Below are 22,075 nucleotides of genomic sequence, written 5' to 3'. Positions count from 1 at the left end.
CCCGTGTTCAAGACTCGGAACATCCCCGTATTAAATGAGAAAGTTGTTGATTCGTCGTTCAGCGTCCGTTTATAGTCGTAGCAGGCCACGCGTTCCGGCCGCCCGCTTTCGGTTCCTCGATTACCCACCGCCCTGGAGAAACAAATCATGAATAGCATTAAGTGTTCTGAGTGCCACCTCGTGAACTGGTCAACGAGCAGTGAATGCCGAAGGTGCGGCGCTCTCATCGGTGACAATCACGCTGCGCGCTCGAGGTACTCGATTGACAAAGAGGTGCACGTAGAGCCGCTGTTTTCCACCGGCATAAAGTTGCTTACCGCCATGCTCGCAGTCACTACCGTCATTTTTCTGGCGCAGCAAGCCTTTCAGCCGCTCTCGCCTGAGATGGCAAAGGAAATTGCAGTTTGGTTGGCGCTTCCGGCACTGGGACTATATGTGCTTGCGCATATTTGGTTGATCATACGAATTTTCGAGCAGAGCTTAGGCTGGGGTGTGGCTTCTTTTTTCATTCCCCTCGCCATGCTGTTTGCGGTGGCCCGATTCTGGCACAAGACGAAACGCTCTTTCGTCGGCCAATGCATCTGCATGCTTACTTTCTTTGTCGGCTTAGCTATTGGACTGTGAACGATTCGCAGGGCTGCACGAATTACCCAACCCGCTTCGCAAAGTATCCCGGCCGGTAACGCAGTTTCAAACCCTGTTTCACCAGACCAGGATTCGCGATCTCGATTGTCATCGTGCGAAATGCGCCGTCGCGATTCTTGTTTGTCGGTGAGTACGCGAGGAGATATTGAGATCGAAGCTCGGCCCCGATTTCCGCGAAGGCGGCGCGCAGGTCGTCTTCCTTCTTCGGAAAGAACGCGCGGCCGCCGGTGCGTTCGGCGACTTCGCGCAATACGGTTTTGTTAACGCCGTCGTATTTCTTGTCGCCGATGCCGATGGCGTAGATGACCGTCTCGGTGGCAATCGCGTGATCGGCGGCGCTTGACCGGGTTACGCGGCTGGTCGTGTCGCGCCCGTCGGTCAACAGAATGATTGCGCGGCGGCGCTGTTCCTGATCCGCGGCCAGAACGCGCCGCGAGGTGAGAAGCACTGAGTCCCAGATCGCTGTCGAGCCTTCGGACGGTGGCCCAATGGTGCCCGGCCCTGAAGTAATGCCACTCAGCGGCGGCGCCGAACCCATGTAAGAAGGGAAGGCGACTTCCACGCTTTCCAGCACGCGATAAAGCGACAGCACATCGCGCGTCAGCGGCTGTTCCACATGAGCGTAGCCTTCGAAAGGGATAATTGCCGCCCGGTCCTTTTCAGATCGAATCACGTTTTCAATGAACGTGCGGGCGGCTGCCTTTTCGTCCGGCAGCGTGCGCTCTTGCGAGATGCTGACGTCTATCAGAAACGCGATCGACAGCGGCCGATCGGTTTCGCGCTGAAACGTGAAGACTTTCTGCGGCACGCCGTCCTCCAAAACGCGGACGTCGGTTTCCTGAAGGTTGGTGATGTACCGATTGTTCTTGTCGGTGGCGGTGAAGAGAAGATTGGTGAGATCCGTCTCGACCCGGAGAACATCATCCTGATCCTGGGTTGGCTGCTGTTGCGCGAAGAGAGCAAAGGTAAAGACAAGAAAAGCAGTGAAAATTGAAAAGTGAAAAATGAAAATTGCGAATTGAGGTCTTTGGTCTTTGGTCTTTGGTCTTCGGCCTTCTAACCAGGGCTTCAAGTCTCTGCCTAAAACCAAAGACCAAAGGCCCAAGACCAAAGACCTAATTTTGATACTTGCCCTTTTCAATTTGTTTGCAATTCCGGGGAGGCTTGCTTGAGGTAAGTTCGCGTTGAGCTAATACGCGGGCGCTGGCTGTCCGTTTGTCTTCACGCCGGCGGCTTCCTGCGCGATCTTCACGCCGACGCTGGCGCCGATGCGGGTCGCGCCGGCTTCGACCATCGCGCGTGCGTCGGCCATGCTCTTGACGCCGCCTGAAGCCTTCACGCCAAGTTCAGAGCCCACCACTCGGCGCATCAATTCGATGTCCGCCACGGTCGCGCCGCCTTTCGCAAAGCCGGTGGATGTTTTCACGAAATCCGCCCCCGCGCTCTTGGCGGCCTGACACGCGCGCACTTTCTCGTCGTCGGTCAGCAGCGCCGTTTCGATGATCACTTTGCAGGTGACGTCGTGTTCGTGCGCGACCTGAACGACGGATCGAATATCGTGCTCGACCAGACAATCGTCGCCACTCTTTAAGGCGCCCACGTTGATGACCATATCAACTTCGCGCGCGCCATCCATGATCGCGCGCCTCGCTTCATAACCCTTCACGTCCGCCAGCGTTGCGCCCAGCGGAAATCCAATCACCGTGCATACCGGCACACCAGAGCCTTGCAAATGACAAGCGCACGCGCGCACCCAGGTCGGATTCACGCATACCGATGCGAATCGGTATTGCGCGGCTTCTTCGCACAAACGGCGAATTTCGCTTTCGGTCGCATCAGGTTTCAAAAGCGTATGGTCGATTAAGCTGGCCCAGTCGCGCGCGGAACCTGTCTGGCCGAGCACCAGGCCAATACGCGCGGCGCCCGCATCGACCACGCGATGCATGCGCTCGGGACAGCGATGAAAGCATTCAGACGTGCAGCCGCACATCTTCGCCTGATCGGCGTGATCACCGTTCAGACGCGAGTAGATGACGTCGGTGATCTGCTCGACTAGCTGCTCGAAATCGCCGTTGGATGAAAAGGACATGTGATCGATCCGCAGGGATTTTAACATGAGCCAGCCGCGCTGACACTCGCGGGTTGCGAAGGGGTCGCTGGGCCGCTGGCTTAGACGGCAGCCTGCGCGGAAGTTTTGGTTCGCTTTGTAATTAGCGGTCTTTGCCGGGTAGACCGTGATTTAGCGACTCTGAACGAATAGCGGGAAACCTGTGGCGTTATATCGATCAAACTTTCGAATGTCGGTTCGGTATTCGGCAAGATATGTTCCTCGAGAAAATTTCTGACTAATGCCCAGTCCGGGTGTTTGACCATTTCCGGATTCTCTTCGAGCTGCTGCAGAAACGTATGGAGGTCAATTGACTTGATGCCGGATGAATACTTTTCGAGTTCTTCAATCAACGGCAACGAGATTGTAGGCGCTCCGGTAATCATACCCAACAGGACCATCACCGCGGTAAATTGTCCGGGCTCTTCCTTCGAACCGATGAACGCCTCGAGACGATTTGGCTTCAGGTTGACCTTTATCAATCTGTAACAATTCAAGAATCGCTTGACCGCCCGGGGAGATCGCTTGATCAGCGGCGAAAGTTTCGTCATGTATTCTATTTCGACGTCAGTCAGCTCCAGGCTCTTTGGAGCCAGATCAATCTTTTCCGCGGCCTTCGATTCGCCCGCTGATTGATCGGCAGCTACGCTTTGATTGAGGTTTGCGGGTTCGGGGTCGATGGCGGGTACCGATTGAACTTCCGAGCCGGTGGATATCACCTGACTTTGCGCCTCTGCCGTCGGCGGCGGCCCGGGTATCAGCGAAGCAGGAGCCTGCTGAACGCCCGGCTGATTGGTAACGGAAGAGCTGTCGTTTGGGCTCGTCGCCGGAGACTCGCTGGCAGGTTGACCACCTCCGCCGTTTTCGGCGATCGCTGGGCGACTGCTCTTGGTAAGCCCGATTAAGAGATTTCTGCATTCAGTATCGCCCATCGGCTTTAGCCAAAACGGAATCTGAAAAATTTTCTCCAGATAGTCGTGCGGCGTAACTACTACGTTATCGGCGCCCTCGTCTTGCTTCTTTTGCTCAGGCGCTTCTCCATTTTCGTCTGCGGCCAGCCATTCATAACTTTCCTGAAGAGATCGAGTGACCCAGCGCGCATCGACACCCACAATCACCACGAACAGAGGGAAGGCCAGCAAGAGGTGAATGGCCTGCAATACCTGCACGACATTTTTGGGCGGGCATCTGTCGAGATCGTCAATGTAAAGAATTATCCGGCTGACAATGTTCTCGTGGGCCCCAGAAGATTCATTGCTGGTGGTCTGCTCGCTCAGCAGTTCCGAAAGCTTTTCGAAGTCGCGCCGGATTAGCGCCAGCACCCCCAGATGGCGGCGATAGTCGCTGCACGCGGCGCGGTCTTCGATAAAGTTGGCCAACAGTTTGGCTGCATCGGTAGTGGTGAGTTCAATTTCGAGCTTGGCAACCTCAGCATTGATGGCTTTCGCTTCGCTCTCGGCGGCGGCCATCTTGTTGGTTAGCGAAGTGACGTCGCTTTCGAGAGCGATGATTTTTTTCTGGCGGTCCTGTTCCACGTGCTCGTACTTTTCCTTGAGCGCCGCCATGCTCTTGTTGAATTTATCCACGTAAGGCTTGGCGGCTGCATAGGCTGCGGTCAGAAACGTCACGGCCGAGGCGGCAAAGCCCCACGCCGTCTTCAGCACATTTCGGAAAAACCATCCGACCATCACCGTGATGGCGATCACGAGCAGTATTCGGATCAGCTTGTTAAGTCGTTTCGGGTCTGATCGAAAGACAGTCCACTGCGCCTGCATACCGCCCCAAAAAGTCCTGGCCTCGTGGTATTTCTTCTGGATCTCGGCCGGCACATGCAGGGCGCCGTCAGGTAATCCGATCTGTTTCAGCAGCTCAGCCTGTTGAGTCGAGAGCGTCACGGACGGCAACTCGTTCACGGCGGCTTCCGTGCCTTGGCGCAGTTTCGTCAGATCCTGCCACTTGTCATCCCGTTTGATATTGGCTTTTTCAAACTCTTTCTTTGCCGCGTCCGCTTTGCCTTGCAGTACTTGTTGTTGTTCTTCGATCTTCTTTTTCAGTTCCTGGTTCAGCTCTAACTTCTGCATGATCGCGAGCCGGGCATCTTTGACGTGCGATTCGCCGTTTTGCTCTTCCGTGAACTTGAGGTTGTTGAAGATGTGCTCGACCAGGCTTGCCCAGAGATTGCCTTCGATGTAATGCCAGGCGTTGAATTCGATCTGAACGATTCGCTTGTGATAGCCGAGTTCCGATTGTGGCTTTCCTGATTCGCGCGCTTTCTGCGAAAGTTTTTCGACGCGAGATCTCATCTGCCGCATGAAGTGACTCTTGCCGGATCCCCAGTCGCCAAACAGCCCGATCGAGAGCGGTGGATCGATGCTGGTGGCCGCAGCAAGTGAGGCGAGCGCGTTGACGTCTCGCGTGATATCCAACAAGTCCTCGCCTCTCCAGAAATCAGCAGCAAAGCCGGCGAGTGGGGCGCTGAAGTCGTCAACCGGCTCGTCGGCTTCAGCCGCTTCAGCCGCGGGGGTTGGTGCTTCAAGACCGAGAGAGTTTTGCCACGCCTCTAAATCTTCTTCTGGAAACGTTCTTGCAACGAACTTCAGAAACTCGGTTCGAAGTTGAGCCACGTCCACGATTTGCGACAAGCGTCCGAAGGCATTGGTTTCTTCGTTGATGAGGAGAGCACCGAGAATGTGGACGGTGTCCACCGGCGAAGGCGGGCTTGATGGAATTGTAAACGCTTGCGCCTGCTCCAATACTTTTAAGACATTCGGCGTGATCGATTGCGCGGGTGCGTCGGAATCGAAATTGATACTGTTGGAGGAACCTTGGTATACAGCGCGCGGAAACCTGTCGCGAAATATTCGGTAGTAGCCTGCTTCATCTGCGCTCTGTAATCGTCGCCACAAGAAGTGTCCGACTCCAGAAGCACTCCAGTCGACGCGGCCGAGCTCCGTGATTGCAAACAAGAGACACGACGTCGTGACTTGAGGCTCCTCTTTGCCGAATGTCGCAAGGACTTGCGCTGCTTCCAAAAGCTTGATCGCGGCGCCGGAAAGACCGAACTTGGAAAGCGCCGCCACACTGAGACGCGTTGAATGAGGTTCGTTTCCGGGTGGCCCAACTTCCGGGCCACCGGGTCCGCGAGGTGGGGGACCTGAGGTGTTGGCCACGCTTGAGGGGGGGCCCATAGGTCCGAACGGCGCACCTCCGATATTTCGCGCGCTAGCGCCCGGGTCAACGGATTCGGCAGGCGGACCGGTGCGGGGGCCCACAGTTGCGCCAGGCGCACCTGCTTTGCGGCGCGCGCTGGCGCTCGGATCGACGGTGGCGCCAGCGAGACTGGTTTTGACGTAACCTTTACTTACCTCCGCCAAGTCGAAAATCTGTCTGGCGACATCGTTTAGGATTTCCTCATGTTCTTTCCAAGAGCGCTTTTCGAGCGGTACATCGGCTGAGTGGATTTTAAATCGATTCGCCCAATCAAACCTCTTCCACTCGCAGTCTCGCACTAGGATTGGAACTGTTGTAAGTTTTCCGGTGGTCGCCAAGTTATAAAGAAGCGGCCTTTCAGCGTCCATGATCGGGGACGCAAGGTAATTGTCGGACAGGAGGACCACGGCTACCTTGGCGGAATTTATCGCTTCCTCAGCTTCGCGGGACAAAACGCGTGACGCTTCGCCGCTGTGCCAAATTCTGATCAGGCCAGCCTGGACTGCCGGCTCTAAGAACTTCTCCAGGCGCAAGCGCCATTCTTCGTCGCCGGCCGCGCAGCTGATGAATACGAGCGGTGGTAAGGAAACGGCGTCCCCAATCCGACTTTGTGCCATGGGTGCTCCTACTTGAAGCGAAACAACTCAGATGTTACCGCTGCGTGGATTGGTCTATCACCAATGGGATTGACGGCGGCATGGGAGGAGAGATTGCCGCCACATGTCCAGTCTGTCAAGTATGCTGAGGTTACCGCTGATACTGCCGCTCAATCGCTTCAATCTTGTTGACGCGTTTGCGATGGCGGTCTTCGGTGAGATCTGTGGAGAGCCAGGCGCGGACGATCTCACGCATCTGATCGTTCGTGATTGTCTTGCTGCCGAGCGTCAGCACGTTCGCGCCGTTGTGCTCGCGCGAGTTGCGCGCGACTTCCTCTGAATAACAGGCGGCGGCGCGCACGCCGGGAACTTTGTTGGCAGTCATTGCTGAACCAACCCCGGCGCCGTCGATCACTATGCCGACCTCCGCCGAGCCGTCCGCCACTGCGCGGGCGACAGCGTGTGCGAAATCAGGATAGTCAACCGCGCTGTCCGAATTGGTGCCGAAGTCGTGCACGCGGTGACCGATCTCGGTGAGAAACTTCTTCAGCTCTTCTTTCATCGGATAGCCGCCATGGTCCGCCCCGACTGCCACGGTTTTTACCTGTTTTAGACCGCTCCGTGAAACGCGACGCGTCAGTTCGATTCCGCGTTCGTTGACGATGTCGGCCGCGAGCGGCGTCAGACGCGCGTTTTCCGAGACGCGCAGAACCGCGCCACGTTCAAGGCCACGTACATCGTCTTCCGTAATGACAAGTTTGGCTGATTCGTCGCGAGTGACAGCGGGACTTTGTGACGGGTTGTTTGAGGGCGGGTTAATGCTCGCCGGTCTGCCGGCGGTTGGTGCTTCCGGCATTGCTTTGTTCAGGACGTCGCGCACCAGCGCCCTTACTCGATCTCTGGTTGCGTCGTCAGCCATTTTTGGAAAGAGAACTTCGTCCCTCTCCCTTTGGGAGAGGGTTAGGGTGAGGGTTTATAACCTGCCTTCTCAACCCTTTTTCCGTTTGTTCGCGAGGCGCAGCCTCGCGTACAAAAGAGTTAACCGTTTGTGTTCAGCGCTAAGCTTCGCTCCCTCACCCCAGCCCTCTCCCAAAGGGAGAGGGAGGAAGATCAATCACGCCAGGGACTCGTCTCGCAAATCCAACACCCGGCCGGCGTGCGCGGTCACTTTTCCATCCTTCACCGTAAAGTCGACGCGCCCGACGTTGATGCCGGAGCGGCCGACCTGAAAGATCACTGTGTTGCCGCCGTTCGGACTCTTTTGCACGACCGGCTTTTCCATAAACGTGTGCGTGTGGCCGCTGGCAATGAAATCGATGCCGTCGACTTGCGCGGCGACTTGGGTATCGCCAATGTCGTCAGGATCCGTCGGGTTCCGATAGTAACCAAGATGCGACATGCCCAGAACCAGCGTGCACTTTTCCTGCTCGCGCAGAAGCTTCACCACGCCGCGCGCCATGCGAACTGGATCAAGATACTGAACCGGTTTGAAGTTGGCGTCCGTAATCAAACCTTTCGGACTAATCCCCATACCAAACAGGCCGACGCGCACGCCGCTGAGTACCTTCACCGAGTGCGTCTTAACCTTCTTCTCAAGAGCGCTGCCGCGCACATCGTAATTCGTCGAGATGATGTCAAAGTTCGCGTGCTCTAAAGCTTTCGCCAGCGGCTCGACGCCATTGTCGAACTCGTGATTGCCGAGCGTGCCGGCGTCGTAGCCGATCAAGGTCATGGCCTTGTATTCCACTTCGCCTTTGTAATAGTTGAAGTAGGGCGTGCCCTGCATGACATCGCCGCCGTCGAGCAAAAGCGTGTTCGGATTCTCCTTGCGAATGCGTTTGACGAGCGTCGCCCGGCGCGCCACGCCACCCCTGCCCGGATACGTCCGGTCGTTGTCGTGAATCGGATCGATTTGCGAGTGCGTGTCATTCGTGTGCAGCACGGTGATCAGCGTCTCGCCCTGCGCCGGCTCAAGCAGCGGCGCCCAAAGAGCTGCGCGGGAGTTGGTTGTGTGCGCAGCTGAAGACGAGCGCACGAGCGGCAGTGAGATGCCCGCGACAGCCGCCGTTTTAATGAAGTCTCTTCTCGTTGGCATTTTGTAATTCGACGTCCAACCACGCGCACGCAGGTGGTCTGAAAGCTAAGGTCTTGTCTCTTCGGTTACGGCCGACTTGGTACGATCGAGCCAGAAGCGGCCATCGAGATTCGGTCTAATTGTGCGGCCGGCGGCCGTCTCTGACTTCACATAAGCCATGATCGCGTCGCGCAAGGTGATGCCCAGCGGCTGGCGATTCTTTCCTGCCTGCAGCAGCGCCGAGATGTCACCGCCGCGATTCACGATGTAGTCGATAGTAACAACGCGATAAGTCGCTTGCGGATCGACCTCTTTCTCGCCACCCGGCGCCCGCATTTTGATGGTGTCGATCTCACTGGTCTTGTCCGGCTTCGTGTAATACACAATCTTCGCTCCGGACTGGGCTTCACGGTTTGCGACGAGCAATTTCAACAGGCGCACCAGCTGCTCGCCGGTAAGGTCGACCGTCACCAGGGCATTTTCAAAAGGCAACAATTCAAAGATGTCGCGCGCGCGCAAGACGCCTTCGCTGATAGCGTTACGCCGCAAGCCGCCGCCATTAATCACGGCCAGGTCAATCGGCGTTCCGAGTTTGACTCCGGTTTGCCAGCGCATGCCGTCTGAAACGAAGTTGCCGATCGAACCTGCACCCATGCCACCCTTGCGCAGTTCGCCTTTTAACGAGCCGATGACGGTATCGAGTTCCCGGACCTTCGGGCTGTACGCGACGAGCATCTGATTGACCGACGGGTCATCCGCAATAGATGAATCTACGGGCACACTCTCAGCCCGGAGGTTGACGTCGGTTTTCGGTTTTGGTGGTGGAGAGGCTTTTGGCGCGGGTGCCGGCGCCTGGGCGGATGCGCAGATGAAGCCAGCGGCAATCAGAAAGCAAAGGAAGAACCAGCGTCTGATTTCGAAGAAGCTTTTGTTCATTGGCTACGATGCAGACTGGCGACGCAAATATAACAGGTTCATCCGCCGCCTAAAATTGACCGTGCAAAGCGCGGCGCAATAGTATCTCGCTCGATCCTGCGCGGGCAAATCGGCGGACGGGCATTAGGATCCGGGTTTTCTTTGCGATCCTTTGCGACTTTGCGTCTGGGTCGGAACCGCCTGCGGTAGCGCGGGTGACCTTACCTTCTGCGGATGCTTGTCGGAAGTTCAACCACCCGCTACCGCAGGTGGTTCTGACAGGGCCAAGGCGCAAAGACACGCAGAGTGGGAACACCAGCTGCCAGCGCGCGTTGGATCGCGGCGCAACATCAACTATCTTTACTTTGCAGGAGGCAGAAACTTGGCGACATCACAGGCACGACTAATGTCGGAATTCACAAATCCTAACCTCGAAGTTCTCATCACAACCGAGCAGATTCAGGACCGCATCCGCGCGATCGGCGCCGACATCGCGCGCGATTACGCGGGCAAGAATCCGCTGATGATTGGTGTGCTGAAAGGCGCCTGCACTTTTTTGAGCGATCTGATGCGGGCGGCTGACATTCCCCTGGGCGTCGAGTTCATGGCCATCTCCAGCTACGGCTCGGCGATGCGCACGTCAGGCGAAGTGCGCATTCTGAAAGATCTGGACGTCGCAATCGAGGGCCGTCACATTCTGGTGGTCGAAGACATCGTAGATACCGGTTTGACCTTGAATTACCTGCTGGCGAACCTAAAATCCCGCGGCGCGGCGTCGGTGAAACTGGCGGCCCTGCTGGATAAGTTTGAACGGCGCGAGAAAGAAGTGCCGATTGATTACCTTGGTTTTCAAATTCCCGATGAGTTTGTGGTCGGCTACGGTCTTGATTACGCCGAACGATATCGAAATCTGCCGTACATTGCGGTGGTGAAAAATCCAAACGGTTGAAAGCGCGGCCATCTTTGACTGCGTTAGAGTACCGACTTTAGTCGGGTTGTGACTGAAAAAGCCCAACTGAAGTTGGTACTCTAACGCGCGTGCAATCAGAATACTGCCTGCCATGTTGAAGGAGCTTCTCGTGAAAAGATCACTAGTCTTACTTGCGTGCTTGTTCGTTGCTCTATCGGCGCGAATTTCCTTCGCCCAAACGGACTGGTCGAAAGTCGAAATCAAATCGACGAAGGTCAATGGCAACGTCTATATGTTGCAAGGCTCCGGCGGCAACATTGGCGTGTCGGTTGGCGCTGATGGGATTCTGATCGTTGACGATCAGTACGCGCCGCTCGCTGACAAAATCAAAGCCGCGCTCAAGACGCTCGGCGAAGGCAAACTGAAGTTCATCCTCAACACGCACTGGCACGGTGACCACACGGGCGGCAACGCGGCCTTCAGCTCTGAAGGTTCAATTATCGCGCACACAAACGTGCGTAAACGGCTGGCCGAAGGAATGACTATTACTGGACGGACGGTCCAGCCCGCATCGAAAGAAGCATTGCCCATAATCACGTTCGACCACAGCGTCTCGGTCCATTTCAACGGCGAAGAGATTCGCGCTCTGCATCTTCCGCGCGGCCACACCGACGGTGACGCGGTCATTTTCTTCACCAACTCTAACGTCGTGCACATGGGCGACCTGTTTTTCAACGGTATGTTTCCGTTCGTGGACATCGACAGCGGCGGTGACGTCGAGGGCTATATGAAGAACATCGCCGAGGTACTGGGAAAACTTCCGGCAGGCGCGAAGATCATCCCGGGCCACGGGCCGCTCGCGACAGCCGAAGACCTGAAGAAGGTTCACGACATGATGATGAAGACCACTGGAATCGTGCGTGACAAGATGAAGGCCGGCAAAACTCTGGATCAGATTAAGGCGGAAGGATTGCCGGAAGAGTGGAAGTCCTGGTCCTGGCAGTTCGTCACCACTGATCGATGGATCTCAACGATCCATCGCAGTTACAGCAAGAAATAAACGGCCCTGGGAGCGCGGCCATCCTTGGCCGCCTGAGCGCAAAGCACGAATTATCTTCCTGGATTTCTGAGCGTGCTCGCAGGCTTGCGGGCAGCGATGCCCGCTCCTCAAACATGCCTTGCCTAAAACTGCTGCCCGTAAAAGAAGAACAGCCAGTTTCGACCGCGCCCCTGGTTGGCAATCGCATAGCCACCTGAAAGATTGCCGTTGCGCGGGGTACTGAAATTCAGCGACGGGCTGATGTAACCCAGCCGGTTGTTGCCACTCTGCCAGTCGACGATAAAGCTTAATCTCTGCGTCAGCGGTTGTTCGTATCCGGCAATCACTCCCGTTTTCGTTTCCTCGTTGGGCCCAGCACCAATCAAATGGTAACCGCCGCCGGTAAACTTCGGTCCGTAATTTCCTGAGAACTGCTTGCTGGCGACTGAGTAACACTGGGCGAACGTGTCCGAGCCCGCCCGGTTGGTGATCGGAATGAAGAACATGCAGCCGGCCGCCGCCGCGACGCCCTTTCCTTCGTTGTTATAGAACTGCCACTTCGCGTTTGGTTGGAGCTCGATCGGTTCGCCGCCGACCGGCGTGTGCGTGTAGGAAAAGTTCACGCCCACTTCAACGTTTCCTCCGACGCCAACAACCGCGCGCGGCAGGTAGTTCGCGAACCGGTCGTCACCTTGAGCCCAGGCATAGTTCGTAATGAAATCCATCTCGAGATAAACCTTCTTCGCAGCCACCACGTCGGACGATGGAGCATTCATCATGGTTGACTGCGCCAGAGCTTGTTGACCTGAAAGACCAAGGATCAGGACGAGCAGCGGCAGGAGGGGTTTGCGGTTCATTGATTGTTGTCTCCTTGTTCCACTCGCTTACGCGAGCGGTAGACTTCCACTCTCAGTTACGAAATCTGAGAGAGAAAACTCTTGCCGGCTTTGAGACTCAGGCCGAAGTTCTCAGCAATCGTGCTGCCGATGTCGGACAGCGAATCGCGCGTACCCAGATCGATACCCGGCTTCGCTTTATTTCCATAAACGACTAATGGCGCGTATTCCCGAGTATGATCGGTCCCGGGATAGGTGGGATCGTTGCCGTGATCAGAAGTCAGAATTACGAGATCGTCTTCACGCATGGCCGCTTCGAGTTCCGGCCAGCGCTCATCGAACGTCTCGAGCGCCCGCGCATAGCCCTCGGTGTCGCGGCGATGGCCGTAGAGCATGTCGAAATCAACGAAATTTGAAAAGATCAGGCCGCGCGTGTTGGCGCGCAACGCGGCGATAGTCTGATCCATCGACTGGCCGTTGTTCTTGGCAGTCAGATCCTGTGTTACTCCCGTTGAATCGTAGATCGAGGCGATCTTGCCTATGCTGACTACGTCCAGACCGTGTTCGCTCAGCAGCGGCAGAAGATTCTCGCGCGGCGGCGGCACAGCATAATCGTGCCGGTTCTCCGTGCGAAAGAACTCGCCGGGCTTGCCGAGAAAAGGTCGCGCGATTACCCGTCCAACTTCGTGCTCGCCGCGCAGCATGTCACGCGCGGTCTCACAGATTTCGTAAAGACGATCGAGCGGAATGATTTCTTCATGCGCGGCGATCTGAAAAACGGAATCGCCTGAGGTGTAAACAATCGGTTTACCGGTGTGCACATGATCTTCGCCGAGCTCTTTGATGATCTCAGTGCCGCTCGCCGGAAAGTTACCGAGGACTCCTGGCACATTCGTTTTCGCGACGAACTCATCAATCAACGTTTGCGGAAAACCGTTTGGATAAGTGGGAAAGGCGCGCTCAAGAATGATTCCCGCCATTTCCCAATGCCCGGTCGTGGTGTCCTTGCCATTCGATTTCAGTGCGCATTTCCCGTAACCACCGCGCGGATTTTCGATTGCGGGTACGCCGTTGAGCGGGCGAATGTTGCCGAGCCCAAGACCTTGCAGGTTCGGCAGTTTCAACTGGCGTGATTCGCAAATGTGCCCGAACGTGTCTGAGCCGGCGTCGCCCCATTCCGGCGCGTCCGGCATGGCGCCAATGCCGGCGCCGTCGAGGACGATAAGTGTTATTCGATTGAAAGTGGTCATCGAGATTAGGGACGATAAGTTATATAATCCGACCCGTGGAAGCAAACGGAACCTATACCTTCACCATGCTGTTCGAGCCCGCCGAAGAAGGTGGTTACGTGGTGACATGCCCAGCCCTGCCAGGTTTAGTTACGGAAGGCGACACGTTGGAAGAAGCGCGACGGATGGCGGAGGATGCGTTGCGTTTGTATCTGGAAACCCTGCGGGAGGACGGCTTGCCGATCCCTTCTGACAAGACACCCATTGCGGAGCCTGTGGAAATAGCGCTCGCGTCGTGATGCAGCCACTCCCTTCGCGGCCACTCCTCCCGCAATCACCGAACACGGTTGTGTTAGGTTCCCCTCATGAAGCGAAGTCTTCCAGCAATAAAGCCAAGACAATTGATCAGAGCCCTTGAGCGTACGGGCTTTTTCGTCCGGCGTACTAGTGGAAGCCACTATGTTCTAAAGCATCCAGAAAAGCCCACACTTCAAGTTGTTGTTCCATTTCATAATCGGGACATGAAGCGAGGAACGCTTCAGTCGATCATCAAACAGGCTGGGTTTACTAACGAAGAATTCTTGAAACTACTTTGAGAGTCCGTAGTTTTCACTGCTCACTGCTCACTGCTCACTGCTCACTGCTCACTGCCCACTGCTCACTGCTCACTGCACACTGCTCACTGCTTCGGCGCGTAATATCCTTCACGCGCGCGCACCTGCGCATCTTTCACGCCGCGAATCTCAACGCTAATTTTTCGAAACTGACCATCCCGAGTCTTGTTAGAAGGATAGTAGCCGAGGCTGTATTGGGTGCCGATCTCTTTCGCCACTTCCGCAAACGCCGCGCGCGCGTCCCGCAATGTTGCCGCCGAAAAATTTCTGCCGCCCGTCCCGCGCGCAAGCTCGTTCATTTCTGTACGCGCGAGATTGTAGAGCCGGCGGCTGATGTCCATCCGCTCGAACTGACCCAGCCGGCAGAAATCCTGATAGTCTTCTTTCTGCGCGGTGGGCACGAAAAGACGGCGAAAGCGTTCAAGTTGCTTTGACGAGAGCGTCAGGCGGCCGTCGTCCTCACAATCCTTCAGGAGACGATCTTCGACATAGTCCTCAGTGCTGAGCTGAATGAAATACGCGGCAACACCAGTCCGCGCCAGAGTCGCCCGTGCATCGTCAAAGTTGATGTTGCTGCTTGAGTCCACCCCGTCGGTGAGCGCGACGACGGCGCGGCGGCCGCGAATTTCGTCCTGACGCTGTTCCCGAAAAATCTGCTTGCTGATCTCTGCCAGCGAATCGTAGAACGGCGTGCCGTTACTCGTGCCCAGACTTTCAATCGCGACTCGTAAATCCCCGCGATTGTCCGTCAGGCTCGACCGCAAATCGACCGTTGCCATCGGTATGCCATCGTCCTGGCGATTCTTAAAGGCGACGATCGCGACGCGATCACCGGGGCGCAGCGCGGCAATGAAAGCGTTCGCGGCGTCGCGAATCAATCCCAGGTCTTCACGCGTCGAACCCGAAGTATCGAGCAGCAAGGCGATCTCGAAAGGCGTTTCTGTCGTCGCGAAGTTTGTCAGCGCCTGCGCCTTGCCGTCTTCCAGGACCGCGAAGTTTTCGAGTTTCAATCCGGCGAGCGGGCGTCCGTTTCTATCCGTCACGACAGCGGGCACCGAAACGAGTTGGGTCTCAACGCGGACGATATCGCCTTCGTCAACTTCCTCAGCGGTGGTGTTCGTGGGAGGTTGCGAACTGTTGGAATCGCCTTTTGAGTTACTCTGGGAGTTGCCCTGGCCGACGGTGCGCGGTCGCTGCTGCTTGTTTGGCTGTGGCTCCTGGTTAGCGGCGGTCGCCGCAAACACGAGGGACAGCGACAAACCGACGATAAAGCTGGGGATGACGAATCGCATTTCCTGAGCCGGTAAAAAAAGGTAGTGCTGGGGTGAAACAACTATAGCCGCAAAAACGTGGCGGGAAAAGCGCTGTAACCGCGATCGTTCAGGCTGAACACGTCTTGACCTCTTCGTTGCTTTTCCTTACGATGGCACTTCGTCGTGACGCAGTCATTTCGAGTCGATTTTTGAAATCGGGCACGTATGTCAATGGTAGACGGCTTCCCTTACAAGGAAGAGGTTGGGGGTTCGAGTCCCTCCGCGCCCACCAAAAGGCAGAAGTCAGTGGTCAGAAGTCAGAGGTCAGAAAAGAAACAAAGCTGACTTCCGATATCTGACCTCTGACATCTGCTTTCCCTGCGGAGTCGTAGTTCAGTTGGTTAGAACGCCGGCCTGTCACGTCGGAGGTCGCGGGTTCGAGTCCCGTCGGCTCCGCCATTCTCAAAGCGGTTGCTTTTCATTTGAAGGGCAACCGCTTTTTCTGTTCAGTGGCCAAAGTTCCTACAAAGACTCGACCCGCCCAGGGAAGACGAAGGTGAAGCCGGCAAGTTTGTTTAGATGACGTTGGCTTCATTCCTCTCTGACTCGTCGAAACCAGCCCCTTCGTCAAACATCATTCCCAGCCGTTGGCAGCCGCGGCTGAGGTTTCTGCTTTTCTGCACACGTAGCAGGGTTTTGGTTCGATGGCATAAAGCCTGCGCTCCTCAGCCGACACTTTAGAGTCAATGGGACTTACCGACAGCCCCCCTTCGGCCAGGCGATCCACGAAATCAAAACCGTAAAGCCGCCAGTGGCCGGACAGGGATGGGTCAGGGAACCCGTATTCTTCCGTCGCCGCCCCGGCCCCCATCGGCACCGAGACGATCAACTCGCCCGTCCCGGGGCGTAGCACGCGACCGAGCTCGCGGATCGCCGCTAGATCATTCTCGACATGCTCGAGCACGTGGTGGCACCAGATGAGATCGATCGAATCTGAGGCGAAGGGTAGGGCCCGGATCTCGACGAGCAAGTCCACGCCGCGACCGGCTTCCAGATCAACACGCCAGACACTGAGGCACGGTGCCTCAGACCACAGCGTCGCGGTCGCCTTCTCGGGAGCGAAGACGAGCGCTCGGCCACTCTTCTCCGCTAGATTGAATTGCCGTGAGGCCCACAGGAATAAAGAACGGTGGCGCGAGTGGCTGGCACATTGCGGACACGTCGCGTTATTCACCCGGTGGCCGACTTGGATGTAATCGTTAAACCTTCGCCCCCGCCAACCGCAGCAGGGGCAAGCCACACGCGCGGGCAGCAGCTTATTGGCCAGCACCACCTTTGCCCTCGACACCGCGACCCGGGCGAATAGCTTCGTCGCCGCGATTGGCCCGTGGATCTGGACCTGCTGGAAAAATCGGCTCACATAACTTTTCCTGTGCGCCATCTGTCTGAGCTTTCCTCACTCACGCTTAACGCTGCTTCGATGTCAACGAATCGCAGAAAAGTGGCAGCAGCATGAGTTTCGCCCCTCTCGTCGTCAGGTGATGATGATCACGGTAGAGAACGACTCCGTCGGCCAGATAAACGTATCGCTGACCACCCGGATCGAGGAACCTGGGCTTTGGATCAAGAATGCGACCGCCTGCAGATTCTATGTCGCTGATCGTAGTCCGGTCGATCTTATCAAACGCATCACTCGCCGCCCGTTTGGTTGAGAAGGGTGCGAGATCTGTGCGGAAGATGACTGAGCGCGAGAGCACCTTCGGGACGTCGAATGTGTGTTCGGGAACAGACAGCATGATCCACGGCTGCGAACCTGCGGCGACGAGCTGCCGGATCGTTAACAACAACGCACTGTTAAAGCCGCCGTCGCTCGCACCAGCGTAATCAGTCCAGTTGGCGATCAGAATCACATGGGGGACCTGTTGGCTCCGAACATAAGAGAGAACGGCATCATTAAAAGCGATGGAATCCTTACTCAGGCCGAACTTCGAAACCATAAACCAGTTAAGAACCGGTGCCGTGACGGAGTGAGTGGCGGCGCGTCCGGCCAGCCCCTTATCCTTAAGGCAAGCGTCCAGTGCCGGTATCGCAGACATGGCATGGCTATCGCCCCAGGCTAAGACCGAAGGGCGCAGCGCCGGATTCACCACACCAATCGGGACAAGGTTGCCGGCACGGGCGTCGTCGGGCGTAACATTAATGAGGAAGGCCCTGTCGGATTTTGCGTTAGCAAATTCGTTCGCCAGTTCAGAGAAGCGTTTGGGAAATCCCTGCATCGTTAGGCATATCAGCCCGCCGCTTAAAATAACTATGAGTCCTGTTCCGGCGAAGAGGAATGCCGATTTCCTGGATGTCCCCAATCTCCGCGTGCGCAAAGGTGTCTCCACATATTTCCACGAGAGGACGGCTAACAAGAATCCTAAACTCAGCATGCCGACGCGCGTCGCGAAGCCGAGGTCAGCGCTAAGAGGTGCCAGCGTCCAATATTTACTGAAGGCCAGCAACGGCCAGTGCCACAGGTAAAGCGAGTACGAGATTAAGCCGAGGAAAACGATTGGGCGACTTGATAGCGCCACGCCGACGGCCGTCGGAATTCGTCCCTCTGTTCGTTCGTTCGCCCAGATTATTAGCGCCGTACCGAGACAGGGAGAGAGCGCGGCGGCTCCGGGGAAAGGCGTTTCCGGAGTGTAGGCGAAGACCGGAACGAGGATCAGAGCCAGGCCCGCAAGCGCTAAAAGCTCGCGGAGGCGCGGGCGACTCGGCAGCGCGAAAGCGGGAGGAACGAAGGCGACAAGTGCCCCCAGCAGCAGCTCCCAGGCGCGGGTTGGAAGAAGGTAGAATGTGGCGCTTGGCGACTTAATAACGCCATAGATGCTTAAGGCGAAACTGACGGTGAACCCGGCCAAAAGGATTGAAAAGACGCCCGCCCGAGTACGCAGAGCCTTAACGCGAAATATTCCCCAGAGCAGGAACGGAACTAACAGGTAGAACTGTTCCTCCACCCCCAGAGACCAGGTGTGCAGCAGAGGCTTTTCGTCCGCGCCGCCTTCGAAGTAGCCGGTGTTACGCCAGTAGTAAACGTTCGCGCCAAACACTGCCAGCGCTGCGGCTTCCTGACCCAGGTTCTTATAATCGCCCGGCAGCAGCAGGAACCACCCGGCCACTAAAGTCGCGGCCGTAACCACGACCAGCGCGGGAACGATCCGCCGCGCCCGCCGTTCCCAGAAGTAGGCAAACGTGAAGCGACCAGTTTCGAGATCCCTCCAGATCAAAGAGGTGATCAGGAAACCCGAAATCACAAAAAAAACGTCCACACCGACATAGCCGCCGTGACAGTAGAATCCCCCGGCGTGATAGAGAACGACAGCTACGACGGCGATCGCACGGAGGCCGTCGACCTCGGGACGGTAGCTGAATTTATTGACGAGGGGCATAGAGTAAGTGGCGGATGGGGGATGTCGTAACCCAGGCGCCGCAAGATGTGCCGGACCCGTCGCTTTATCCCGAACATGTCCTTGCGAGCGCCTGCTCGATCAGCTGCTTCATCCGGGCCATTTGATCTCCCCAGTCGAACTGCCGCGCGACCATCGTGCGATGCGCGAGCGCCTCGGGTGCCTTGTCGGAGAGCGCCTCTCGCAAGGCGGCGACGAAGCCGGCCGGGTCGCCGGCGAATCTCACGAGCCCGGGGTGCTCGTCCGCAAAGCGCACTACCTCAGGCAGCGCTGTCGCCACCACGGGGAGGCCGGCAGCTAAATACTCCTTGAGCTTCACCGGCATGATGCCGGCTGTGAACTCGTCAATCGAATAGGGCAGGATGCCCACGTCGAAGCGCACCATGTAGCGCGCGATATGTTCGTGAGGGATGCGGTCGAGTATCCGCACGTTCGGACGCGCCGCGAGCTGTGCAACATCAACGAACCGCGGACCCGCCAGCACAAACTGAAGATCGGGCGCCAACTCTGCGGCGCGTGCGACCAAAGACAGATCTGTCGCGCTGCGAATGCTGCCAACGTAACCGATAACTGGGCGCGGTATACCAGCCAGCGCTGCAAGCGGCGCCGCGCGCGCATCCAGCGCCTTCTCGAACTGTTTTATGTGGACGCCACTCGCCAGCAACTCCACGCGCGATGACGCTCCGGCAGCTGATTTGTAAAGGAGGCCCGACGTCACCAGCACCAGGTCTGCCTCGGCGAACAGCAGGCGCTCCGACTGCGCCACGCGGCGCGCACCCGGCGAACTCTCTTCGAGCCGGTCGAGGCAGTAATAGACGACGAGCGCCGGGCGGAGTGCAGCGATCACCGCGCGGGTGAGCGGCGTCGGCAAAAAGGTGATTACGATTAGCGGGCCGCCGCCGTCGCCCAACCACGCGCGGATGGCGCGGACGAGCAGACGCACATTCGTGGAGGTCGCGCTTGGCGAGTACGGGAACGGCAGCAGCAGAGGCGAAAGTACATCTACGCCTTCGGCCGTGTGCCACGCGCCGCCGCGGGCTTGCAGCCAATGTCGAAGACGCGCCCAGAGGCGAGCCGCATCGCGCAAGACCGCACGACGCACGCCGGTGTTCTCCACGAAGAGCACGCGGCTGCCCCCTGCGGCCAGGGCGAGGGCGACCTCTTGCGGGATCTGCCGGTTGAATGTCCAGTCTATCGATGAGAGACAGACGATAGAGGCGTCTCGGAGCATCAGGACTTAGGGTTCCCCAATTCGGGTGAGAGAAAAGCCGCCAATCCCCCCGCCAACTCGACGGATCGCGTGACGACGGCGACTGCACCAAAATACGGCACCGCCAGGCGCGGAATACCGATCTGGCGGCGGTGGCGGACGAGGCGCAGCCAGTCGTCGACGATACGGCGGCCCGTGATCGGCACCAGCGCCGCGGGGCCAAGGCGGAGCAGGAGGCGCGTGCCGCGCAGAACGCCCTGGGCGTCCAGGCGGTAGACAGCGACGCCGTCATACCCGCGCTTGAAATGTTTACGCGCGAAGCCGAGACCGCCCACGTCCGGGGCATGCTCGACAATCGCGCGCGGTTCGATCAGCACACGCAATCCCCGGGCGCGGAGTTGATGAAAGAGCAGGTAGCATCCACCGTCACGGCGAATGCGCGCCTCAAACGGGTGCGCCAAAATCACCTCGCGCCTGAACGCCACGTTATTAATGACGAACCCGGCGGCGACCCCATCCTCTCCCGCCAGGACGTAGGCGAAATCGGGGACGGAAAACGTACGCGCGGCCCACGACCCACCCCCGTAACGGGTGCGACCGCCGACAGCGGCCACACTTTCGTCGCGTTCGAATGGCGCCAGCAACGTCTCCAACCAGTCGTCCTCGGGCACGCAGTCCGCGTCGAGCAGCGCGACGATGTCGCCGGCGGCGGCCGCCGCACCGGCGTTCTTCGCTGCGAGGTAGTTACTCTCTGCCGAGGAGACCACTTTCACCGACGGATAGCGGCGACGAATCTCGGCTGCGTCAGCCTCAGCCATGTCGCCGTCGATTACGACAATCGGTTCGATCAACTGCTGCGGCCAGGTCTGACGGCCCAGGCCGTCGAGCGCGCCGCCGATGCAGTCGGCTGGCGGGACGGCAGTCCCGTCCTCCCGCGCGGTGACCGTTTCGATGACGACGCTGACTAAAGGCCTGGTCATGAGAATAACCGCCGCGTCCGCACGCGAAATTGCTCGGCCGCGAAAGCGGCCAACCACGGCGCCGCATCAAGTCCCGTCGTGCCCGAGGCGGTGCGCCAGGCGAGCCGCAAAGGCTTGTTTACCTCGCGCGCCCGCCCGCGCAATGCGGCGAGGGCGAGATGAACAGAGAGATTGAAGAGCAGTCGCCGTAGCACGGCGCGAGCCGCAGGGTCCGCTGTGCGCGCCAGCTCCTCCGAAAAGAGGTCGATCCTCGCAGCGACCGACCTGCCGAGCGCGTAGCTGATGCCATCGTCGTGGACCGTGTACTCGGCCACGACGCGTTCGACGTAATCCAGTTCGTAGCGCAGGGCGATGCGGAACCACGCGAGGTAGTCGGCCGAAACCGAGCTCGCCTCAGAGAAGCCGCCGCTTTCTTCCAGGCAGCGGCGTCGCGCCAGCGCGGTGCACGTCGGGACGAAATTGCACCATGAAAAGCGATCAGCTACCCGCCCGCGGCGCGGCGCCGCTACGCCGAACGAAGTCCGTCCGGTGCGCGGCGAGTTATCGCGCGGCTCGCTGACGTGAACGGCGTCGCCGAAGACCAGCCCGACCGCGGGCCGGCTCATTAGCGGCACTTGCGCCGCGAGCTTGTCGGGGAGCCACGCGTCGTCAGAGTCGATGAAGGCTACAAGCTCACCCCGCGCGCGACGGAGGCCGGCGTTACGCGCCGCATAGACCCCGGCGTGGGCTTGTGAAACGACCGTAACCTGCGCCCCGAAACCTTCCACGACGTTCAGGGTGCCATCGGTTGATCCGTCGTCAATTACAATAATTTCGTAGGGGGCGTACGTCTGGGCCAGCACACTTCTGATGGCGCGGCCGACCGAGCCCTCACGGTTATAGACGGGGAGGAGCACGGAGACGAGTGGCGCGCTCGCGCCTCGGATGGCATGCGCTGAACTCACCATGCGCCGCGTTTACTCCACCGCCTCTCATTCACGAGCCTACTTCCCTCACGCACATGAT

General features: G+C 58.0%; 18 protein-coding genes and 2 tRNA genes. 6 read left to right on the top strand and 14 right to left on the bottom strand.

What is annotated here, in order from left to right:
* Positions 1-273: 273 nt before the first annotated feature.
* Positions 274-624, top strand: coding sequence for a hypothetical protein (locus VFX97_12705; protein ID HEX5704055.1), 351 nt, complete (start codon positions 274-276; stop codon positions 622-624).
* A 22-nt stretch (positions 625-646) separates the two neighbouring features.
* On the opposite strand, the gene VFX97_12700 is transcribed toward VFX97_12705, so the two are convergent.
* The 6 genes from VFX97_12700 to VFX97_12675 form a co-directional block, all read right to left on the bottom strand.
* On the bottom strand, positions 647-1,717 hold the full coding sequence (locus VFX97_12700; GenBank protein ID HEX5704054.1) for a VWA domain-containing protein: 1,071 nt from the start codon (positions 1,715-1,717) through the stop codon (positions 647-649).
* A 117-nt stretch (positions 1,718-1,834) separates the two neighbouring features.
* Positions 1,835-2,734, bottom strand: coding sequence for a deoxyribose-phosphate aldolase (gene deoC / locus VFX97_12695; GenBank protein HEX5704053.1), 900 nt, complete (start codon positions 2,732-2,734; stop codon positions 1,835-1,837).
* 80 nt (positions 2,735-2,814) lie between these two features.
* Positions 2,815-6,579 (bottom strand): P-loop NTPase fold protein, encoded by a 3,765-nt coding sequence (locus VFX97_12690; GenBank protein HEX5704052.1) that lies wholly within the window; start codon positions 6,577-6,579, stop codon positions 2,815-2,817.
* Positions 6,580-6,709: 130 nt separating this feature from the next.
* On the bottom strand, positions 6,710-7,477 hold the full coding sequence (gene rpiB / locus VFX97_12685; GenBank protein ID HEX5704051.1) for a ribose 5-phosphate isomerase B: 768 nt from the start codon (positions 7,475-7,477) through the stop codon (positions 6,710-6,712).
* Between the two features lie 195 nt (positions 7,478-7,672).
* Positions 7,673-8,653 carry a metallophosphoesterase gene (locus tag VFX97_12680; GenBank protein ID HEX5704050.1) on the bottom strand — a complete coding sequence of 327 codons (981 nt, stop codon included), beginning with the start codon at positions 8,651-8,653 and terminating at the stop codon, positions 7,673-7,675.
* A gap of 45 nt (positions 8,654-8,698) precedes the next feature.
* Complete coding sequence (locus VFX97_12675) at positions 8,699-9,568, bottom strand: 5'-nucleotidase C-terminal domain-containing protein (protein HEX5704049.1); 870 nt, start codon at positions 9,566-9,568, stop codon at positions 8,699-8,701.
* A 385-nt stretch (positions 9,569-9,953) separates the two neighbouring features.
* Between VFX97_12675 and hpt the strand changes: the two genes are divergently transcribed.
* A complete protein-coding gene (gene hpt, locus VFX97_12670) occupies positions 9,954-10,496 on the top strand; it encodes a hypoxanthine phosphoribosyltransferase (protein ID HEX5704048.1) in 543 nt (180 codons plus the stop codon).
* 130 nt (positions 10,497-10,626) lie between these two features.
* The gene (locus VFX97_12665) at positions 10,627-11,517 is read left to right on the top strand and encodes an MBL fold metallo-hydrolase (GenBank protein ID HEX5704047.1); all 891 of its coding nucleotides are present in this window, start codon (positions 10,627-10,629) and stop codon (positions 11,515-11,517) included.
* A gap of 122 nt (positions 11,518-11,639) precedes the next feature.
* Here the strand turns inward: VFX97_12665 and VFX97_12660 are convergent, their stop codons facing one another.
* Together VFX97_12660 and VFX97_12655 are read right to left on the bottom strand one after the other, a co-directional pair.
* Positions 11,640-12,353, bottom strand: a complete 714-nt coding sequence (locus VFX97_12660; GenBank protein ID HEX5704046.1) for a hypothetical protein — start codon at positions 12,351-12,353, stop codon at positions 11,640-11,642.
* A gap of 56 nt (positions 12,354-12,409) precedes the next feature.
* Complete coding sequence (locus tag VFX97_12655) at positions 12,410-13,582, bottom strand: phosphopentomutase (protein HEX5704045.1); 1,173 nt, start codon at positions 13,580-13,582, stop codon at positions 12,410-12,412.
* A gap of 35 nt (positions 13,583-13,617) precedes the next feature.
* Between VFX97_12655 and VFX97_12650 the strand changes: the two genes are divergently transcribed.
* A complete protein-coding gene (locus VFX97_12650; protein ID HEX5704044.1) occupies positions 13,618-13,860 on the top strand; it encodes a type II toxin-antitoxin system HicB family antitoxin in 243 nt (80 codons plus the stop codon).
* 380 nt (positions 13,861-14,240) lie between these two features.
* Here VFX97_12650 and VFX97_12645 read toward each other — a convergent pair whose 3' ends face one another.
* Positions 14,241-15,467 (bottom strand): VWA domain-containing protein, encoded by a 1,227-nt coding sequence (locus tag VFX97_12645; protein HEX5704043.1) that lies wholly within the window; start codon positions 15,465-15,467, stop codon positions 14,241-14,243.
* Between the two features lie 178 nt (positions 15,468-15,645).
* On the opposite strand from VFX97_12645, the gene VFX97_12640 reads away from it, so the two are divergent.
* Both VFX97_12640 and VFX97_12635 read left to right on the top strand, forming a co-directional pair.
* Positions 15,646-15,720, top strand: a tRNA-Val gene (locus VFX97_12640).
* Between the two features lie 90 nt (positions 15,721-15,810).
* A tRNA-Asp gene (locus VFX97_12635) sits at positions 15,811-15,887 on the top strand.
* Between the two features lie 175 nt (positions 15,888-16,062).
* Here VFX97_12635 and VFX97_12630 read toward each other — a convergent pair.
* From VFX97_12630 to VFX97_12610, 5 genes are all read right to left on the bottom strand, one after another.
* Positions 16,063-16,869 (bottom strand): class I SAM-dependent methyltransferase, encoded by an 807-nt coding sequence (locus tag VFX97_12630; protein ID HEX5704042.1) that lies wholly within the window; start codon positions 16,867-16,869, stop codon positions 16,063-16,065.
* Positions 16,870-16,894: 25 nt separating this feature from the next.
* On the bottom strand, positions 16,895-18,862 hold the full coding sequence (locus VFX97_12625) for an acyltransferase family protein (protein ID HEX5704041.1): 1,968 nt from the start codon (positions 18,860-18,862) through the stop codon (positions 16,895-16,897).
* 64 nt (positions 18,863-18,926) lie between these two features.
* Positions 18,927-20,111 carry a glycosyltransferase gene (locus VFX97_12620; GenBank protein HEX5704040.1) on the bottom strand — a complete coding sequence of 395 codons (1,185 nt, stop codon included), beginning with the start codon at positions 20,109-20,111 and terminating at the stop codon, positions 18,927-18,929.
* Positions 20,111-21,070 carry a glycosyltransferase gene (locus tag VFX97_12615; protein HEX5704039.1) on the bottom strand — a complete coding sequence of 320 codons (960 nt, stop codon included), beginning with the start codon at positions 21,068-21,070 and terminating at the stop codon, positions 20,111-20,113. The genes VFX97_12620 and VFX97_12615 overlap by 1 nt, the downstream gene beginning before the upstream one ends.
* On the bottom strand, positions 21,067-22,017 hold the full coding sequence (locus VFX97_12610; GenBank protein ID HEX5704038.1) for a glycosyltransferase: 951 nt from the start codon (positions 22,015-22,017) through the stop codon (positions 21,067-21,069). The genes VFX97_12615 and VFX97_12610 overlap by 4 nt, the downstream gene beginning before the upstream one ends.
* Positions 22,018-22,075: the final 58 nt, after the last annotated feature.

It is taken from the genome of Pyrinomonadaceae bacterium, from assembly GCA_036277115.1.
GTDB lineage: Bacteria > Acidobacteriota > Blastocatellia > Pyrinomonadales > Pyrinomonadaceae > UBA11740.
The sequence above is the reverse complement of the archived record's forward strand: the minus strand, read 5'-3'. Positions and strand labels throughout refer to the sequence as shown.

What these genes read in the sequence shown, in the direction of transcription:
- deoC (HEX5704053.1), bottom strand. Translation starts at nt 2,734, where the DNA reads ATGTCCTTTTCATCCAACGGCGATTTCGAGCAGCTAGTCGAGCAGATC.
- VFX97_12690 (HEX5704052.1), bottom strand. Translation starts at nt 6,579, where the DNA reads ATGGCACAAAGTCGGATTGGGGACGCCGTTTCCTTACCACCGCTCGTA.
- VFX97_12625 (HEX5704041.1), bottom strand. Translation starts at nt 18,862, where the DNA reads ATGCCCCTCGTCAATAAATTCAGCTACCGTCCCGAGGTCGACGGCCTC.
- VFX97_12680 (HEX5704050.1), bottom strand. Translation starts at nt 8,653, where the DNA reads ATGCCAACGAGAAGAGACTTCATTAAAACGGCGGCTGTCGCGGGCATC.
- VFX97_12610 (HEX5704038.1), bottom strand. Translation starts at nt 22,017, where the DNA reads ATGGTGAGTTCAGCGCATGCCATCCGAGGCGCGAGCGCGCCACTCGTC.
- hpt (HEX5704048.1), top strand. Translation starts at nt 9,954, where the DNA reads ATGTCGGAATTCACAAATCCTAACCTCGAAGTTCTCATCACAACCGAG.
- VFX97_12615 (HEX5704039.1), bottom strand. Translation starts at nt 21,070, where the DNA reads ATGACCAGGCCTTTAGTCAGCGTCGTCATCGAAACGGTCACCGCGCGG.
- VFX97_12655 (HEX5704045.1), bottom strand. Translation starts at nt 13,582, where the DNA reads ATGACCACTTTCAATCGAATAACACTTATCGTCCTCGACGGCGCCGGC.
- VFX97_12660 (HEX5704046.1), bottom strand. Translation starts at nt 12,353, where the DNA reads ATGAACCGCAAACCCCTCCTGCCGCTGCTCGTCCTGATCCTTGGTCTT.
- VFX97_12620 (HEX5704040.1), bottom strand. Translation starts at nt 20,111, where the DNA reads ATGCTCCGAGACGCCTCTATCGTCTGTCTCTCATCGATAGACTGGACA.
- VFX97_12675 (HEX5704049.1), bottom strand. Translation starts at nt 9,568, where the DNA reads ATGAACAAAAGCTTCTTCGAAATCAGACGCTGGTTCTTCCTTTGCTTT.
- VFX97_12645 (HEX5704043.1), bottom strand. Translation starts at nt 15,467, where the DNA reads ATGCGATTCGTCATCCCCAGCTTTATCGTCGGTTTGTCGCTGTCCCTC.
- rpiB (HEX5704051.1), bottom strand. Translation starts at nt 7,477, where the DNA reads ATGGCTGACGACGCAACCAGAGATCGAGTAAGGGCGCTGGTGCGCGAC.
- VFX97_12630 (HEX5704042.1), bottom strand. Translation starts at nt 16,869, where the DNA reads ATGGCGCACAGGAAAAGTTATGTGAGCCGATTTTTCCAGCAGGTCCAG.